Origin of the sequence: Streptomyces sp. NPDC050564 (assembly GCF_044457265.1) — a bacterium.
GTDB lineage: Bacteria > Actinomycetota > Actinomycetes > Streptomycetales > Streptomycetaceae > Streptomyces.
Window position 1 is genome coordinate 593,692 of record NZ_JBITGS010000001.1, and the last position, 17,246, is coordinate 610,937.

At 71.6% G+C, this 17,246-nt stretch carries 13 protein-coding genes; 8 read left to right on the plus strand and 5 right to left on the minus strand.

Features of this window, described 5'->3' with window-relative positions; translation table 11 throughout:
- The first annotated feature begins 23 nt into the window (after positions 1–23).
- Positions 24–3,341: a S8 family serine peptidase gene (locus ACIBK0_RS02605; RefSeq protein WP_399074746.1), complete on the plus strand. Its 3,318-nt coding sequence runs from the start codon at positions 24–26 to the stop codon at positions 3,339–3,341.
- Positions 3,342–3,393: 52 nt separating this feature from the next.
- Here ACIBK0_RS02605 and ACIBK0_RS02610 read toward each other — a convergent pair whose 3' ends face one another.
- Both ACIBK0_RS02610 and ACIBK0_RS02615 read right to left on the minus strand, forming a co-directional pair.
- Positions 3,394–4,137, minus strand: a complete 744-nt coding sequence (locus ACIBK0_RS02610; RefSeq protein WP_399074748.1) for a hypothetical protein — start codon at positions 4,135–4,137, stop codon at positions 3,394–3,396.
- A 1-nt stretch (position 4,138) separates the two neighbouring features.
- A complete protein-coding gene (locus ACIBK0_RS02615) occupies positions 4,139–4,666 on the minus strand; it encodes a sigma-70 family RNA polymerase sigma factor (protein WP_399074750.1) in 528 nt (175 codons plus the stop codon).
- A gap of 107 nt (positions 4,667–4,773) precedes the next feature.
- Here ACIBK0_RS02615 and ACIBK0_RS02620 point away from each other — a divergent pair, with 107 nt between their 5' ends.
- The 4 genes from ACIBK0_RS02620 to ACIBK0_RS02635 all read left to right on the plus strand — a co-directional run bounded on the left by ACIBK0_RS02620 (position 4,774) and on the right by ACIBK0_RS02635 (position 8,241).
- Complete coding sequence (locus tag ACIBK0_RS02620; RefSeq protein WP_399074752.1) at positions 4,774–5,421, plus strand: hypothetical protein; 648 nt, start codon at positions 4,774–4,776, stop codon at positions 5,419–5,421.
- A 159-nt stretch (positions 5,422–5,580) separates the two neighbouring features.
- The gene (locus ACIBK0_RS02625; protein WP_399074754.1) at positions 5,581–6,228 is read left to right on the plus strand and encodes a hypothetical protein; all 648 of its coding nucleotides are present in this window, start codon (positions 5,581–5,583) and stop codon (positions 6,226–6,228) included.
- 275 nt (positions 6,229–6,503) lie between these two features.
- Complete coding sequence (locus ACIBK0_RS02630) at positions 6,504–7,529, plus strand: aspartate-semialdehyde dehydrogenase (protein ID WP_399074756.1); 1,026 nt, start codon at positions 6,504–6,506, stop codon at positions 7,527–7,529.
- Positions 7,530–7,764: 235 nt separating this feature from the next.
- Complete coding sequence (locus ACIBK0_RS02635; protein ID WP_399074758.1) at positions 7,765–8,241, plus strand: hypothetical protein; 477 nt, start codon at positions 7,765–7,767, stop codon at positions 8,239–8,241.
- A gap of 19 nt (positions 8,242–8,260) precedes the next feature.
- On the opposite strand, the gene ACIBK0_RS02640 is transcribed toward ACIBK0_RS02635, so the two are convergent.
- Positions 8,261–8,752, minus strand: a complete 492-nt coding sequence (locus ACIBK0_RS02640) for a DUF1203 domain-containing protein (protein ID WP_399074760.1) — start codon at positions 8,750–8,752, stop codon at positions 8,261–8,263.
- A 113-nt stretch (positions 8,753–8,865) separates the two neighbouring features.
- Here ACIBK0_RS02640 and pepN point away from each other — a divergent pair, with 113 nt between their 5' ends.
- Positions 8,866–11,445: an aminopeptidase N gene (gene pepN / locus ACIBK0_RS02645; protein ID WP_399074762.1), complete on the plus strand. Its 2,580-nt coding sequence runs from the start codon at positions 8,866–8,868 to the stop codon at positions 11,443–11,445.
- A gap of 33 nt (positions 11,446–11,478) precedes the next feature.
- On the opposite strand, the gene ACIBK0_RS02650 is transcribed toward pepN, so the two are convergent.
- A complete protein-coding gene (locus tag ACIBK0_RS02650) occupies positions 11,479–12,738 on the minus strand; it encodes a M14 family zinc carboxypeptidase (protein ID WP_399074764.1) in 1,260 nt (419 codons plus the stop codon).
- A 372-nt stretch (positions 12,739–13,110) separates the two neighbouring features.
- Here ACIBK0_RS02650 and ACIBK0_RS02655 point away from each other — a divergent pair, with 372 nt between their 5' ends.
- Positions 13,111–14,691 carry a ThiF family adenylyltransferase gene (locus ACIBK0_RS02655; protein ID WP_399075127.1) on the plus strand — a complete coding sequence of 527 codons (1,581 nt, stop codon included), beginning with the start codon at positions 13,111–13,113 and terminating at the stop codon, positions 14,689–14,691.
- On the plus strand, positions 14,688–16,271 hold the full coding sequence (locus tag ACIBK0_RS02660) for a hypothetical protein (RefSeq protein WP_399074766.1): 1,584 nt from the start codon (positions 14,688–14,690) through the stop codon (positions 16,269–16,271). The genes ACIBK0_RS02655 and ACIBK0_RS02660 overlap by 4 nt, the downstream gene beginning before the upstream one ends.
- A 52-nt stretch (positions 16,272–16,323) precedes the next feature.
- Here ACIBK0_RS02660 and ACIBK0_RS02665 read toward each other — a convergent pair whose 3' ends face one another.
- The gene (locus tag ACIBK0_RS02665) at positions 16,324–17,238 is read right to left on the minus strand and encodes a LysR substrate-binding domain-containing protein (protein WP_399074768.1); all 915 of its coding nucleotides are present in this window, start codon (positions 17,236–17,238) and stop codon (positions 16,324–16,326) included.
- Positions 17,239–17,246: the final 8 nt, after the last annotated feature.

Sequence of the window (17,246 nt, forward strand, 5' to 3'; positions counted from 1 at the left end):
TCCTTTACCTACAAGGGATGCAGATGACCTCCGATCCTCAGCGCGCTCCGATATCGGGCGCGAGACGCGTGGCCCGCATAGCCGTGGCCGCGGGCCTGGTGGCCGCGCTCTCCGCGGCCGGGCCGATACCCATGGCCTTCTCCGCGAACGCGGGCGCGGACGCCCCGGCGGCCGACCCCGGCACCAAGTCCGCCGCCGCCAAGCTCGGTTCCGCCGATGCCGATCTCCTCGCCGAGGCCAAGGCCGACGGCGACAAGAACGTCACGATGATGATCGCCACGGCTCCCGGCCAGACCGAGCAGGTCGCCAAGGAGCTGGACGCGGTCAAGGGCGGCTCCGTGGGCCGCACCTACGACAAGCTCGGTTACGTCCGGGCCACCGTCCCCACCGGCCGGGCCGACTCGGCCATCGCCGCCGCCGCGAAGCTCTCCTCCGTGCACGGGATCGACCTGCGCCAGGAGATCGCGCTGGACGACCCGACGCCGAGCGCCGACACGGCCAAGGGCGCCGAGGAGCAGGCCACTTCGACGGCCACGTACTCCGGCCCCAACAAGAAAACCCCCGCCGAGAACCCGTACAACCCGTCCTTCGAGACGGGTGCCGTCGACTTCGTGAAGGACCACCCGAAGGCGGACGGCCGGGGCATCACCATCGGCATCCTCGACTCCGGCGTCGACCTGGGCCACCCCGCGCTGCAGAAGACGACCACCGGCGAGCGCAAGATCGTCGACTGGGTCACCTCGACCGACCCGATCCTCGACAGCGACGCGACCTGGCGCCCGATGATCACCCCGGTGAGCGGGCCCACCTTCACCTACAGCGGCAAGACCTGGACGGCGCCCGCGGGCTCGTACGAGATCAGCACCTTCCGCGAGTCCGCGACCACGGGCGGCGACGCCAAGGGCGACGCGAACCGCGACGGCGACACGACCGACGCGTGGGGTGTTCTGTACGACGCGGCGGCCGGCACGGTCACCGTCGACCTGAACAACAACAACGACTTCACCGACGACAAGCCGATGAAGCCGTACAAGGACGGCTACCAGATCGGCTACTTCGGCACCGACAACCCGTCGACCGACGTCGTCGAGCGGCAGCCGTTCGTCGTGGAGATCCGCAAGGACGTCCCGATGGACCCCTACGGCGGCGACTGGGTCGGCAAGAAGGCCGACTTCGTCAACATCGGCGTCATCGAGTCCGAGCACGGCACCCACGTCGCGGGCATCACCTCCGCGAACGGCCTGTTCGGCGGCAGGATGAACGGTGCGGCCCCGGGCGCGAAGATCGTCTCCTCGCGCGCCTGCACCTGGACCGGCGGCTGCACCAACGTCGCGCTCACCGAGGGCATGATCGACCTCGTCGCCAACCGTGGCGTCGACATCGTCAACATGTCCATCGGCGGTCTGCCCGCGCTGAACGACGGCAACAACGCGCGCGCCGAGCTCTACACGCGTCTCATCGACACCTACGGCGTCCAGTTGGTGATCTCCGCGGGCAACTCGGGCCCCGGCGCCAACACCATCGGTGACCCCGGTCTCGCCGACAAGGTCATCTCGGTCGGCGCGACCATCTCCAAGGAGACCTGGGCCGCCAACTACGGCTCACAGGTGGAGAAGAAGTACGCGATGCTGCCCTTCTCCTCGCGCGGCCCGCGCGAGGACGGCGGCTTCACGCCGACGCTGAGCGCCCCCGGCGCCTCCATCAACTCCACGCAGACCTGGCTGCCGGGCTCCCCGGTCGCCGAGGCGGGCTACTCACTGCCGGCCGGCTACTCGATGCTGCAGGGTACGTCGATGGCGTCGCCGCAGGCCGCCGGCGCGTCCGCGCTGCTGCTGAGCGCCGCGAAGCAGAAGGGCATCGAGCTGAAGCCCGCCACCCTGCGCACGGCGCTGACCTCGACCGCCGACCACATCAAGGGCGTGCAGGCGTACGAGGAGGGTGCGGGCCTCATCAACATCGGGGACGCCTGGGACGCCATCAAGGACGACGTCAGCGCCCACGACTACACCGTGAAGGCGCCGGTCGACACCGCGATCGACTTCGCGCTGAAGACGCCGGGCTTCGGCACGGGCCTGTACGACCGCGAGGGCGGGCTGAAGGCCGGTGACAGGAAGACGTACGACATCACGATCACGCGTACGTCGGGTGCCGACCGGGCGATCCGCCACGAGCTGCACTTCGAGAACAACGCCGCCGGCACCTTCCGGATCGTCGGCTCGGACGAGGTCAAGCTCCCGCTGAACCAGCCGGTGACCGTCAAGGTCCAGGCCGCCCCGAAGTCGGCCGGCCTGAAGAGCGCGATCCTGGAGGTCGACGACCCGGGGACCGAAGGCGTCGACAAGCAGATCCTGTCGACGGTCGTGGTCTCGTCCCCGGTCAAGTACACGTACTCCGCGTCGAGTTCGGTGCAGCGCAACAGCACGCAGTCGTACTTCCTGACCGTCCCCGAGGGCGCCAAGTCCCTCGAGGTCGCGATGAGCGGGCTGAAGGACAAGAGCCAGACCCGGTTCATCTCGATCCACCCGTACGGCGTTCCGGTCGACAACACCGGCACCCCGTACTGCTACAACAACTACCTCGACGGCAACGGCTGCAAGCCCGACGTGCGTTCGTACGCGGACCCGCAGGCCGGCGTCTGGGAGATCGAGGTCGAGGCGCGCCGTACGTCGCCGCTGCTCGACAACCCCTACAAGCTGGACGTCGCCGTGCTCGGCGCGGCATTCGACCCGGCGGTCGTGACCGTCCCCGAGGCCAAGGTCGGCACCCCGGCCACCGCCTCCTGGAAGGTGACGAACAACTACGCCGCGCTGGACGGCACCCTGAAGGGCGGCCCGCTCGGCTCCTCACTGACCGCGCGGCCGACCATCACGGAGGGCGCGAAGCAGACCACCACGGTCCAGGTGCCCGCGGGCGCCACGTCCCTCGACGTCTCCATCGGCAATGTCTCCGACACGGCCGCCGACCTCGACCTGACGGTGAAGAACGCCGCCGGGACCGTCGTCGGCTCGTCCGCGGACGGCGACTCCGAGGAGGCCGTCTCCGTCGCGAACCCGGCCGCCGGGACGTACACCATCGAGGTCGCGGGCTACTCGGTCCCCTCGGGCTCGACCGCGTACGACTACCAGGACGTGTTCTTCTCGTCCGCGCTCGGCACGGTCACGGTCGACGCGTCCGCGCCGGTGAAGCTCGGCACGGGCGACTCGGCCACGGTGTCCGGCTCGGTCACCGCCGCGGCCGCGGCGCCCGCCGGACGCGAGTTCTTCGGACAGGTCCAGCTGGTGAACGCGCGCGGCACCGCCGCGGGCATCGGCAGCGTGAAGATCGAGAAGGTCACGCCGTAGCTTCTGCGGCTGGTGCGGGGCGGGCGTCCGGAAACGGGCGCCCGCCCTTTTCTCACTCACATGCCAGGCCTCGGGACTGGGGCAACGCCTTGAGGATCCAGGCCCGGTCGTGGGCGATGTCCTTCTCCCGCGTGCTCCAGATGTCGGGCGACGCCGAGTTGCGCGGGATGCCGACCAGGACGTGGTCACCCTTGTGCAGCCGCGGGTCGACGTCCTCGTCCATCACAAAGGTGACCTGGTCCTTCCCCTTGTCCGGCTTGTAGTAGCGGTCCACGTCGAGGGTGATCCGGTCCTGTCCGGTGCCGGTCACCGGCTCGACCTCGGTGACCGTGCCCTCGGCGATGAACCGGGAACAGGCGAGGTAGCCGGGAGCGCTGAGCGAGGACTCCGCCCCCTTCGCGTCGCCGCTGTCCGCCTTGGACGACGAGGCGCTGTCGTTCGCCCCCCCGGCCCCGCCCTGCGCGATGAGCCATCCCATGCCGACGACCATCGCACCCACCGCGGCCGTGGCGAGGGTTCCCACCGCGAGGGCTAGGGGACGGCGGCCACGGTTCCTCGGGGCCCGTTCCGAGCGGCGGGTGCGCTTCCTGGGCGTCCGTCGTGGGGCCGGCTTCCTTTCTTCCCCCTGGTCCGCCCAGGCATCCCCGAGGGCCGTCAACTGCGCGCGCAGCAGCGCCACGTCCGCCACCGCGGCACGGTGTTCCGCCATGAAATCGGCGTCGTCGTGGGCCTCCTCGGGCACTGGCTCGTCCGTGATCGCGGCCATGAGCGCGTCCATGCCTTCGTACTCGGCCACGTCACACCACCTCGTCCTCGTGCAGGCGGGCGCGCAGGGCGCGGACCGCTGTGTGCAGCCTGCTCTTGACCGTGCCCTCCGGGATGCCGAGCTCCTCGGCTATCCCGCGCACGGAGAGATCGGCGTAGAAACGCAGGACGAGGACCTGGCGCTGGGCGTCGGGCAGTTCGTCCAGGCCCTGCGCGACGGCGAGCGAGAGCACGCTGGAGTCTTCGTCGGAGGGGTGCTCCAGCTGCCGCAGCGAGGCCAGACGTTCGCCCAGCCGCTCCTGGCGGCGCTTGGCCCGGTGCCAGTCCATCGCCAGGTTCGACGCGACGACCGCCGCCCACGCGGACACGTCACGCGGCGCCTCGTCCCCCTTCGCCGCCCGCTCCAGCAACCGCAGGCGGACCTGCTGCACCCCGTCCGGCAGGTCCGCCTGCGGTACGCCGCCGAGCGCGAGCACCGCCCGCACCCGGCGTTCCTGGGCCGCGTCCAGGGGGTCGTCAACCCCCTGCGCGCGGCGGGCCTTTCTGCGCAGCACAGCCACCCCTCCCCTCCCGCGTTTCCTCTACGACGCCGGTGCCGGCCAAAACGTTCGGCCCACTTCGGCGGGGTTTTCCGGACCGTCGGCCTCCATATTTCCCACCCCTCGACTTGGTCGAGGCCTGGCACGAGGGCGAGGGCTACGTCTACGCGTACACGCTCACCAAGCGCAACAAGGACGACAAGCTCGTCTTCAACAACACCGTGACCGACTTCCGCGGCCGCGCGCTCGCCTTCCAGGGGGACGACCGGCGGCTTCGGCTGCGGGTCACCGGCGACAACGGCTGGACGGTGTCCGTCCAACCGCTGTCGGTGGTACGCCACCTCAACGGCACCGTGCACGGGCTCGGCTTCGAAGTGCTCGCCTACACGGGTACGGAGGCCGACGTGGACGCGGAGTTCTCCGGCGACGACGGCGACAGCTCGTTCGTCGTCTGGAGCGTGGACGCGCACAACCTCCGGGGGTCACAGGACCTGGTCTTCAACGACGTCGGGCGGCTGCGGCAGACCGCGCCCCTCCCCGGGGGCCCGCTCCTGCTGCTCATCGAGGCCGACGGCCCCTGGCAGCTCACCGCCCGCCCCCTGCCCCCCGTCGAACCCCTGCCCGCCCCCGCCCCCGTCCCGGCCCAGGCGCCCGAACCGCTCGCCGTCGCCGTACCCGAGACGCCACCCGTCCAGCCGTACGTGGGTGACGGCGACGGCGTGGGCAAGGGCGAGAGCCGCTCGAAGGGCCTTCTCGGCCGCTTGGGTCGCGCCTAGGTCGAGCACGCGGGCCGCGGCGCGAAGACGATCACGCTGGTCAATCCGGAGCCGGGGCGGCCCGCGATCCTCGAGTACACGATCAAGGACGACAACGAGTACAGCGGCTACAAGATCGACCAGCTGGACGAGTACGACGACGCCGACAAGTTCATGGAAGTGCACACGCACGGAACGCACGGCCGCACCCTCCTGTTCGGCTCGGGCCAGAGCGAGGTCCGGCTGCGACTGGAGCGGGTGGGCTCGTGGAGCCTGCGGTTGCTGCCCATCGAGGCGGCGACACCGCTGACCGGGAAGGCGGAGGGCAAGGGCAGCACGGTGTTCCGCTACACCGGTCCGCCCGCGGTGCACTCCCTGCGCCGTCTCACCCGGGACGATCATCCGCTGGACGCCTTCACCGTCCAGGCCGACGGCAAGAAGTGGATCAGCGCGGGCACCGCGGGGCGGCGCCGGCCCGTCGTCGGTAACCTGCCGGTGTCGGCGGCCGGATACTGCTACGTCCTGGTCACCGCGGGCCATTCGACCGGCTGGCAGATCGAGCCGGCCGCCCTCGACACCGTGCCCGCCTTCACCGACAAGGTGTCGGGACAGGGCTATGGAGTCGTACGTCACACCCGCCAGGCGGCCGAGATGATGGTCCGGTACGAAGCGCGCGGTCTGATCGACATCATCGCGCTCTGGGAGCTCGACGAGCGCCTCGAACCGATACGCCGGATCAGCATGGCCACCGGTCTCCAGCACATACCGCAGGGCCTCGTCCAGGTCAGAACGGGCGGCGGCAAGTGGAGCATCGAGACACGCGGCTGAGGCCCCGCGCGGACCCCGACCCCCGGCCCGGAGTCGTACGTCACACCGCTCCGGGCCGCGGGACGGCGTCCCGCAGTACGGCTTGCGGTCCGGGACGGGCGGCGGGCGGATTTCTTCGGATCCGGGGGAGCCGTCGCCGGAGGATCGGGGCGGGTCCGGCCGGTCCCCGCGTCCCACTCCTCGGGCGCCAGGGGGAAAGGATTGGACACACGGGCACGGGACAGACGCATCATGGAAGCGCTGGACCACGTAAAACGCACGCAAAGGGAGTCGCCGTGAAGGTCGGAATCGTCGGAGCCACCGGTCAGGTCGGCACGGTCATGCGCAGGATCCTGGTCGAGCGGGACTTCCCGGTCGACGAGCTGCGCCTGTTCGCCTCGACCCGCTCGGCCGGGTCGGTCCTCGACGGTGTGACGGTGGAGGACGCCTCCACGGCCGACTACACGGGCCTGGACATCGTGCTCTTCTCCGCGGGCGGCGCGACCTCCAAGGCGCTGGCCGAGAAGGTCGCCTCGCAGGGCGCGGTCGTGATCGACAACTCCTCGGCCTGGCGCAAGGACCCCGAGGTCCCCCTCGTCGTCTCCGAGGTGAACCCGCACGCGATCGCGGACCGTCCCAAGGGCATCATCGCGAACCCGAACTGCACGACGATGGCCGCGATGCCGGTCCTGAAGCCGCTGCACGAGGAGGCGAGGCTCGAGGCCGTCGTCGTCGCCACCTACCAGGCGGTCTCCGGCTCGGGCCTCGCGGGCGTGGCCGAGCTGCACGGCCAGGCGCTGAAGGTCGTCGCCGACGCCGACAAGCTCACCCACGACGGCGAGGCGGTCGACTTCCCCGAGCCGCAGGTCTACAAGCGCCCCATCGCCTTCAACGTGCTCCCGCTCGCCGGCTCCATCGTCGACGATGGTCTGCACGAGACGGACGAGGAGCAGAAGCTCCGCAACGAGTCCCGCAAGATCCTGGAGATCCCGGCCCTCAAGGTCTCCGGCACCTGCGTGCGCGTCCCGGTCTTCTCGGGCCACTCCCTCCAGGTGAACGCACGCTTCGCGCGTCCGCTGAGCGTGGAGCGTGCCACGGAGCTGCTGGCCGGTGCGCCGGGTGTCGTCCTCTCCGACATCCCGACCCCCCTGGAGGCCGCCGGCAAGGACGCCTCGTACGTCGGCCGTATCCGCACCGACGAGACCGCCGACCACGGCCTCGCCCTCTTCATCTCCAACGACAACCTCCGCAAGGGTGCCGCGCTGAACGCGGTCCAGATCGCGGAGCTGGTGGCGGCCGAACTCAACGAACTCAAGGGCTGACAGCCGCGAACACGACAGGAGGGCGGGGCACGGACACGGTGCCCCGCCCTCCTGTCGGGCGCCCTTCGCGCACCCTTTCCACGTCTTTCCGGCGACCTCTTCGAACCGTCCTCCAGCCGAGCGCGCCGACGCGGGGAATCCTGGACGGCCTCGCGTTCACGTTCCCGCCCTTCGTCCACAGGGCTCGGGCAAGCAGCGCGTCACCTGTCCTCAGTCCCTTCCGCCCGGTGGGCGCGTGGTCGTCGAGATCGAGTGCCGCGACAGCATTTCCGTCAGCGTGTACTCGTGCGACGAGTACGGACGTACGGACAGGTCGCTGCTGGATTCGTACGAGGACGAGGTGCACGGACGGGCGGTGGCGTCCGTTCCCGAGAACCGGCCGCTGTCCCTGAGCGTGGAGGCCGACACCCCCTGGGCCCTGCGGGTGCTTCCCCTCGGCCAGGCCCGGCGCTTCGACCTCACACTCCACGGCCAGGGTCCCGACCTGCTGGTGTACGACGATCCCGCGGGCGTTCTCTCCTACACTCACCAGGGCGAGAGCAACTTCACCGTCTGGCACCACGTCGAGTCCGCCAACCCCGACCGGCCCGGCGACGACGAGGACCTCCTCGTCAACGAGGTCGGCCGCCTCGACGTACTGGCCCCCGTCCGGGGGCCGGGCCTCCTCCGCGTGGGCGCCGACGGCCCCTGGCGTATCGCGGTGGGCGGCTGACGGACGGGGTCGAAACCCCCTACGCCCGCCCCCTGCGCACCTCGTACAGGAAGCAGCCGTACTCCACGGCCCGTACGTGGACGACGGCCGCCTCGGGGTCGGTGAAGGCCGAGGCGAACGCCTCGTCGAAGGAGTCCGGGGGCTGCACGAGCCGGCCGCCGAGGATGCGGCCGTCGGCGGAGTAGCGACGGACGACGCGATGGGCCCCCGTGAACGGGTGGCCGTCCAGGTCGGGACCCGCGCAGTCGTCCGCGTGGATGAAGACGGGCCCCCGCTCGTCGTACGCACCCGGATCGGCCCCCGTCTCCGCGGCCCACCTCCGCAACGGCGCGTACGAGACGAGCGCGATCCGCTCCCCGGGCTCACTGCGGCGCAGACAGCAGCGCAACGGAGCACCCCCCTCTTCGTCGGTGATGGACGCCGCCGGGCGACCCGCGTCATCAAGGTCCCGGAGGTGTTTCAGGACGGCCGGCTCGATGGGGCGTGCGGTGTACGCGGTGTACTTCGTCATGACGTCCAGGTTCGCGCCCGCCGGAGCTCCTCACCGGCGGCAAACGGACATCGCATTCCGTGCAGGTCCCGTGGAAGGATGGCGCAACCCACACATAACGAGGAGATGACCGCGTGCCTGGCACAAACCTGACCCGCGAAGAGGCACAGCAGCGGGCGAAGCTGCTCACCGTTGACTCGTACGAGATCGATCTCGACCTCTCCGGCGCGCAGGAGGGCGGCACCTACAGGTCCGTGACCACGGTGCGCTTCGACTCCGCCGAGACCGGCGCGGAGTCCTTCATCGACCTGGTGGCCCCGACCGTCCACGAGGTCACCCTGAACGGGGACGCGCTCGACCCCGCCGAGGTCTTCAAGGACTCGCGGATCGCGCTCCCGGGTCTGCTGACGGGGCGCAATGTGCTCCGAGTCGTCGCGGACTGCGCCTACACCAACACCGGCGAGGGGCTGCACCGGTTCGTCGACCCGGTCGACGAACAGGCCTACCTCTACACCCAGTTCGAGGTCCCGGACGCCCGCCGCGTCTTCGCGTCCTTCGAGCAGCCCGACCTGAAGGCCACCTTCCAGTTCACCGTGACGGCGCCGACCGGTTGGACCGTCATCTCCAACTCTCCGACGCCCGAGCCCAAGGACGACGTCTGGGTCTTCGAGCCGACGCCGCGGATCTCGACGTACATCACCGCGCTCATCGTCGGTCCGTACCACTCCGTCCACAGCGTCTACGAGAAGGACGGGCAGTCCGTCCCGCTCGGTATCTACTGCCGGCCCTCGCTCGCCGAGTTCCTCGACTCGGACGCGATCTTCGAGGTGACGCGGCAGGGCTTCGACTGGTTCCAGGAGAAGTTCGACTACGCGTACCCGTTCAAGAAGTACGACCAGCTCTTCGTGCCGGAGTTCAACGCGGGCGCGATGGAGAACGCCGGTGCGGTGACGATCCGGGACCAGTACGTGTTCCGCTCCAAGGTCACCGACGCCGCGTACGAGGTGCGTGCCGAGACGATCCTGCACGAGCTCGCCCACATGTGGTTCGGCGACCTCGTGACCATGGAGTGGTGGAACGACCTGTGGCTGAACGAGTCGTTCGCCACCTACACGTCCATCGCCTGTCAGGCGTACGCGCCCGACTCGCGCTGGCCGCACTCCTGGACCACGTTCGCCAACTCCATGAAGACGTGGGCGTACCGGCAGGACCAGCTGCCCTCCACGCACCCGATCATGGCGGAGATCCGCGACCTCGACGACGTCCTCGTCAACTTCGACGGGATCACCTACGCCAAGGGCGCCTCGGTCCTCAAGCAGCTCGTCGCGTATGTCGGCATGGACGAGTTCTTCCAGGGCGTGCAGGCGTACTTCAAGGCGCACGCGTACGGCAACACGCGGCTCAGCGATCTGCTGGGCGCACTGGAGCAGACCTCCGGCCGTGACCTGAAGAACTGGTCGCAGAAGTGGCTGCAGACGGCCGGTATCAACATCCTGCGCCCGGAGGTCGAGACGGACGCGGACGGCGTCATCACCTCCTTCGCCATCCGCCAGGAGGCCCCGGCCCTGCCCGCCGGCGCCAAGGGCGAGCCGACGCTGCGCCCGCACCGCATCGCCATCGGCCTGTACGACCTGGACGACGCGAGCGGCAAGCTGGTGCGCGCCGAGCGCATCGAGCTGGACGTCGACGGCGAGCTGACGGCCGTACCGGAGCTGGTCGGCAAGCGCCGTCCGGCGGTCGTCCTGCTCAACGACGACGACCTGTCGTACGCCAAGGTCCGCCTCGACGAGGCCTCGCTGGCCTTCGTCACGGAGCACCTGGGCGACTTCGAGGCCTCCCTGCCCCGCGCCCTGTGCTGGGCCTCGGCCTGGGACATGACCCGGGACGCGGAGCTCGCGACCCGCGACTACCTGTCCCTCGTCCTGTCCGGCATCGGCAAGGAGTCCGACATCGGCGTCGTGCAGTCGCTCCAGCGCCAGGTGAAGCTGGCGATCGAGCTGTACGCCGACCCGACGGCGCGCGAGGCCCTGCTGACCCGCTGGACGGACGCGACGCTCGCCCACCTGCGCGCGGCCGAGCCCGGCAGCGACCACCAGCTGGCCTGGGCGCGCGCCTTCGCGGCGACCGCCCGTACGCCGGAGCAGCTGGACCTGCTGGAGGCGCTGCTGGAGGGCCGGGAGACCATCGAGGGCCTGGCTGTGGACACCGAGCTGCGCTGGGCGTTCGTGGAGCGGCTCGCGGCGGTCGGACGCTTCGACGAGGCGGAGATCGCCGCCGAGTACGAGCGCGACAAGACAGCGGCCGGTGAGCGGCACGCGGCCACGGCCCGGGCCGCCCGTCCCACCGAGGAGGCGAAGGCGGAGGCCTGGGCCTCGGTCATCGAGTCCGACAAGCTTCCGAACGCCGTGCAGGAAGCGGTGATCACCGGCTTCGTCCAGACCGACCAGCGCGAGCTGCTCGCCCTGTACACGGACACATTCTTCGCCGTGGTCAAGGACATCTGGGACTCCCGTTCGCACGAGATCGCCCAGCAGATCGCGATCGGCCTCTACCCGTCGATCCAGGTCTCCGAAGAGACCCTCGCCAAGACGGACGCGTGGCTGGCCTCCGCCGAGCCCAACGCGGCTCTGCGGCGCCTGATCTCGGAGTCCCGCTCGGGCGTGGAGCGGGCGCTGCGGGCGCAGGCGGCGGACGCGGCGGCAGCGACCGCGTAACCGAAGGTGACGGCGGGCGGGTGACCGAGGTGGTCACCCGCCCGTCGCGCACACCAGGCGGGCGGTGTCGATCATCGTCCGCACGTGCAGTCCGGTCTGCGCGGACACGGGCACCCATCGCAGGTCGTACGACTTCTGCAGCTCCTGGCACCACTCGCGCACCAGGTTCGCGAGGGTGTCGGAGGCCTCGGGAGCGGTGCGGGCGAGGGCCCGGCGCATCATGGCCGCCGCGCGCAGCGGTATGCGGCGTGCGGCGATGCCGAGGGTCGCGAAGTGGCCCTGATGCGCGCTGTGTTCCTCCGCGGCCCAGGTGTCGACGAGTGACGGCACCACATCGACGAGTTCCCGGGCTGCCTCGCGCAGGGGCAGCAGATCCGCGGGGACGGCGGCGGTCGACGCCCGCTCGTCGAGTACGGCCGCGAGCTCCCGGGTCCGGCCCAGCAGCACCTTGTTCACCCGCGCGATCTCCCGCTCCGGGGCGACGGCGGGCCGTGCGTCGCTCACCGCGGGCGCGCACCAGGCGGGCGCCTCGACGAGTACGGTCAGGGTGCCGTGCCGACGGGGATACAGCCAGGTGCTCTCGGCGACGAAGCCGCTCGGGTCGCGTTCGTCCTCGCTGCGGTCGCCGGGGAGCAGCAGGACACCGGGCGGGTCCAGGTGCCAGTCGGGGCCGTCGCAGGGGTGGCGGTCGAGGGGGATGCGCAGCCGGGCGGCCGTCTCCCGGAAGGCGGGGGCGACGCCGGGCACCTCCCGCGTCGACATCATGAAGGCGCCACCGACTTCGATCCCGTGCAGCGTGAACTGCGCCACCGGCCGCAACTCGTCGAGCAGCCGGACGAGCGTCGCCGACTCGGGGAGCGGACCCCGGTCCCCGCCCGGCGCGGGCAGCGACTCCGGCTGGCAGGCGAACGCGGGCCGGTAGAAGTTCCGGTGGCACTCCTCCAGGGAAGGTTCCGGTTCCTCCGGCTGCCAGCCATGGGCCAGGCGTGCCCCGTCCGGGTCGAGGCAGAGCAGGAAGTGCCAGGTGCAGCGGAGGCGTTCGAGGTCCCGTGGTCTGCGCGCCAGCAGCCTCGCGAGGCGGAGGGCGGAGGCCCCGCCCACCGGTTCGTTGGCGTGCGCACCGGCGACGGTGAGGATCTGCCGGTCGCCGCGCCCCGCGGACAGCAGCCACAGCGGCCGCCCGGCCCGGCTCTCGCCGACGGTGCGCAGCCGCAGCACCTCGGGCGCGGCGGTGGCCAGCGCGCGGGCCTGCCGCTCCAGTTCGTCCACAGCTGGGTAGAGCGGTGTCCGCACGCCGGCCCTCCGATCAAGCACCCTGGGAGTTACTGTCCCCAGTGGTCTCCTTCTTGTCCAGCGGGCGAATCACGATCTTGGTGGGCATACGGACTCCTCTCGGTTCTCGTTGCTCACTTCGCGCGGAAAGCCCCGGCAACTGCCGCCGGGCGCGGGCCTGGACGGGTCAGCCGCCGTTGCCGCCACTGCTGTCGCCCGTGGTCTCCTTCTTGTCCAACGGGCGGATCACAATCTTGGTGGGCACGCCAACTCCTCATCTGCATAGGGATGTTGACCGTTCCGAAGCGATCGTCGACCGCTCTTGTCAAGGCTCGACTCGTGGGACGAGAGTGTCAAGGCATGTTCCTGTAATGGGGAGGGGCCCTGGTGACGATGACGGTGACGGTCGAAGCGCTCAGCCGGCCCCGGATCAAGCCCGAACACCGCGCGTACCGCACGGTCGACGGCAACGTCCGCATCGGCAGTGTCATCCACGGCATCGGTGCGGAGATCGCGGATCCACAGGGCTGGGTCTGGACGCTGGTCGAGGCGATGGACGGGACGCGGGGGCCGTCCGCGGTGGTCGCCGAGGTGGTACGGACGCACCCCGGACTCCCCGGCGAGGACGCCCGCCAGGCGATGGCGGACCTGCTCGCCGCCGGGTTCGTGGACGACGCGGGGGCCGCCGTGCCGGTGCCCGAACGGGAGCGCGTCCGCTACAGCCGCGGGGTGCCGCTGCTGCGCTGGATGGATCTCGGTCCCCGCACCAGCCCCTGGGACGCCCAGCTCCGGCTGCGCCGGGCGCACGTCCTGCTGATCGGTATCGGCGGTACCGGCGGCTACGCCGCCCAGAGCCTCGTCGCCTCCGGAGTGGGCCACCTGCACTGCGTGGACCCGGACGTGGTGGACCTCTCCAACCTCAACCGCCAGCCCCTGTTCCGCGAGTCCGACATCGGACGCCCCAAGGTGGAGGCGGCGCTGTCCACTCTACGAGCCCTGAACTCGGACGTGACGATCACCGGGGAGCAGCGGGAGGTGACAGGGCCGGAGGACTTGGCGGAGCTTGTGCGGGCGGGGGGCCGAGCGGGTGGGGTTGACGCCGGGCCGGACACCAGCGGGCCGGGCCGTGGCGGGCTGAACACCAGCGGGCGAGCCACCCGCGTGCCGGACGCGTGCGGACCAGCCACCGGCGGGCCGGACGCCGACGCGCCGGGCCGCGGCGAGCCGGGTACGGGCGGACCAGGTACGGACGGACCAGGTACGGGCGGACCAGGTACGGGTGGGCCAGGTACGGGTGGGCCAGGTACGGGTGGGCCAAGCACCACCGGAGAAGGAACCAGCGAGCGGGACGAGGACGGGCCGAGCGACGGCGGTCGGGACCGGGACGAGCCGGGCCAGGGCGGTCCGACTGGGGACGAGCCGGGCAACCCCGGGCCCGGCAGTGCGGGGCCGAACGGCACGAGCAACCCCGGGCCCGGCAGTGTGGGTGGGGACCGTCCCGGGGAGGCCCTCGGCCGCGGCTACGACCTTCTCGTCCTCGCCGCCGACCGGCCCGATGACATCCGCCGGTGGGCGAACCGGGCCTGCCTGGCCGCAGGCCTCCCGTGGGTCGACGCGGGCTACCGTGGCCCCTTGGTGACCGCGGGCGTGTACGTGCCCGGCCGGGGCGCCTGTTGGGAGTGCCTGCGGGCCGGCGAGGCCGCCCGCCGCGATCTGCGCCTCGGGTCGGACCAGGACCCGGAGGTCGCCTCGCCGCGAATGCCGTGGAACCCGGCGACCGCGGTCACCGCGGGCCTCTCCGGCGGCCTGCTCGCCCACGCGGCCCTCGCCCTCCTGACCGGAGTCCCCGCGCTGGACCCGGGCTTCCGTTTCGGAGTGAACCTGATGCTGCCGGGCGATCCGGTGCTCCAGAGAACCCCACGCCACCTGGACTGCCCGGTGTGCGGGGAGCGGGCCGGCGGGGTGCCCGAGTGAGCGGGACGGGAGCCGAAGCCCGGGCCGGGGGCGGGGTCGGGGGCTGGGCGGAGTCCGGGAGCAGGGAAGAGCCCGGGGCCTGGGCAGCGCGGGAGCGCGGCGCGCCCGCCGACACGAGGGGACTCCCGGCTCCAGCCGCCGCCGACACGACAGGGCCCACTGCCACGACAGGACCTACCGCTCCCACCACTCCCGCCGCTCCCACCGACACCGGCACCGGCACCGGCGCCGGCGCCGGCACGACAGGACTCCCCGCTCCCGCCGCCGACACGACAGGGCACCCCCCGCCCGCCGACACCGCGCAGCCCCCACCACCCCTGGGCGCCCCCGGCCACGTACGCCTGCACGAGCTCAACTCCCGCCCCGACGGCGACGAATGGATCGTCGGGCGGATGGCCACGGGCCGGTTCGTCGCGCTGCCCGAGGTCGGGAAGCAGGCGTTGGATCTGCTCGGGCAGGGGCTGAGCGCCGCGGAGGCAGGGGAGCGGTTGCGGGAGACGACCGGCGACGACATCGACGTACCGGACTTCGTCGAGGCCCTGCTGGGGCTCGGGTTCGTCGCCGAGGTGGACGGGCGGGAGGTCCCGCAGCCCGCCCCGCCGAAGCCGACGTTCGCCAGGATCCGACCCCGCCATGTGCGATGGGTGCTGAGCCCCCTCGTCCCCGTGGCCATCGGGCTGCTGATCGCGGCGACCCTGCTCACCCGCCCTCCCGTACCGCTCAGTTACCACACCCTCCTCTGGAGCCCGCACGGCAGCGCGGTGATCGCGCTCGGCGCCGGCGTGGGCTGGACGCTGCTGCTGCTCCACGAGTGCGCGCACCTGATCACCGCCCGCGCGACCGGCGTACCGGGGCGGATGCGGCTGGGCACCAGACTCCAGTTCCTGGTCATGCAGACGGACATCAGCGGCATCGAACTCGCCCCGCGCCGCCACCGGTTGACCGCCTACCTCGCCGGCATCGCGACCAATCTGACGGTCGCCGCCCTGGCCGCCCTGGCCGCGGGTGCCACGGACGGCGCGGTCCGCCGGATCCTCGCCGCCGTCACCCTCCTCGCCCTGCTCCCGCTCCCCTTCCAGCTCATGGTCTTCATGCGCACGGACCTGTACTTCGTGCTCCAGGACGTGACGCGCTGCCGCGATCTGTACGGAGACGGGGTGGCATTCACAAAGTACGCGGCCCGGCGCCCGTTCCGTCGTACAAGAGCCGTGGACCCGCGCCACCTGGACCCCGGGCTCCCGGGCCCCGGGAACTCGGACCCCAGTCACTCGGCCGCCGCCCACGCGGACCCGAGCCTCCAACTGCCGCCCCACGAACGGCGGGCCGTGCGCGCGTACAGCGTGGTGCTCGTCGTGGGCACCACGCTGTGTCTGGCGTTCCTCGCCACCGTCACCCTGCCCGCGGACATCACCCTCTTCGCCCGCGCGGTGACCCGCCTGGGCCCCGGCCACCCGGCCGGGCAGCGCCTCGACGCGACAGCCGTCGTCGTCGCGCTCGGCGGAATCCACCTGCTGTGGGCCCGCACCTGGTGGGGCAACCGACGCGAACGACGGGTCAGCCGCGAAACATCCCGCCAGTGAGACGGACGGAGCCGGTGCCCCCACCGACACGCCCGCACCGGCGCGCCCGCACCTACTGGCGGAGCCCGGCGGCCACATCCCGCAAGGCCGTCAGGACCTGTCCCACCGCGGCTCCCTCCTCCGCGCCGCGCCGCACCGCGGCCACCACATGCCGATGCGGCCGCTCCCCCGCGAGCTCCCGCATCACCACACCCTCCCGCCGCACGGCGGCCATCCGCGGCACCAGCGCGACACCCATCCCGGCCTCGACCATCGCGAGGATCGCGGTCCATCCGGCCGCGGAGTGACCCTGATACGGACTGAACCCGGCCGCCTCACACGCCCCCCGTGTGATGTCCGACCACGGCCCGCTCCCCCCGAAGATCCACGACTCGGCGGCGAAGTCGGCCAGCCGCACGACCGGCGCACCGGCCAGCGCGTGCCCGTGCGGGAGCGCGAGGTCGAGCGGGTCGGCGAGCAGCGGCACGCGCGTGAAGCGGGGATCCGCCGCGGACGGCGCCTGCGCGGCCAGCGACAGGGCGAGGTCCACCACCCCGGCGCCGAGCAACTCGTACGCCTCCGCCGCCTCGGCCTCCCGCACCTGCACGGAGATCCCGGGCCGCGCCGCCCGCAACGCCCGCACGGCGGGTACGACGAGTGCCGGCACGGCGGTGGAGAAGGCGCCGACCCGCACCTCCCCGACCTCCCCGTGCGCGTACGCGGCCAACTCGGCGTCGGCCCGCTCCAGTTGTTCGAACACCGCCTCGGCGTGCCGCAGCACGAGCTCCGCCGCGTCAGTGAGCCGCACCCGTCGCCCCTGCGCCTCCAGCAGGGTCACGTCGAGCTGCTTCGCGAGGTTCGTCAGCTGCTGCGACACGGCCGACGGGGTCATCAGCAGCGCCTGGGCGGTCGCGGTGACGGTCCCGCGCTCGCGCAGCGTCCGCAGAATCTCCAGCTTCCTGATGTCCCACTTGTCGTACTCGGCCATGTCGGCAA

Excerpts from the sequence above, each read along its gene's own strand:
- ACIBK0_RS02640 (WP_399074760.1), bottom strand. The coding sequence starts at position 8,752 with ATGACGAAGTACACCGCGTACACCGCACGCCCCATCGAGCCGGCCGTC.
- ACIBK0_RS02605 (WP_399074746.1), top strand. The coding sequence starts at position 24 with ATGACCTCCGATCCTCAGCGCGCTCCGATATCGGGCGCGAGACGCGTG.
- ACIBK0_RS02655 (WP_399075127.1), top strand. The coding sequence starts at position 13,111 with ATGACGGTGACGGTCGAAGCGCTCAGCCGGCCCCGGATCAAGCCCGAA.
- ACIBK0_RS02665 (WP_399074768.1), bottom strand. The coding sequence starts at position 17,238 with ATGGCCGAGTACGACAAGTGGGACATCAGGAAGCTGGAGATTCTGCGG.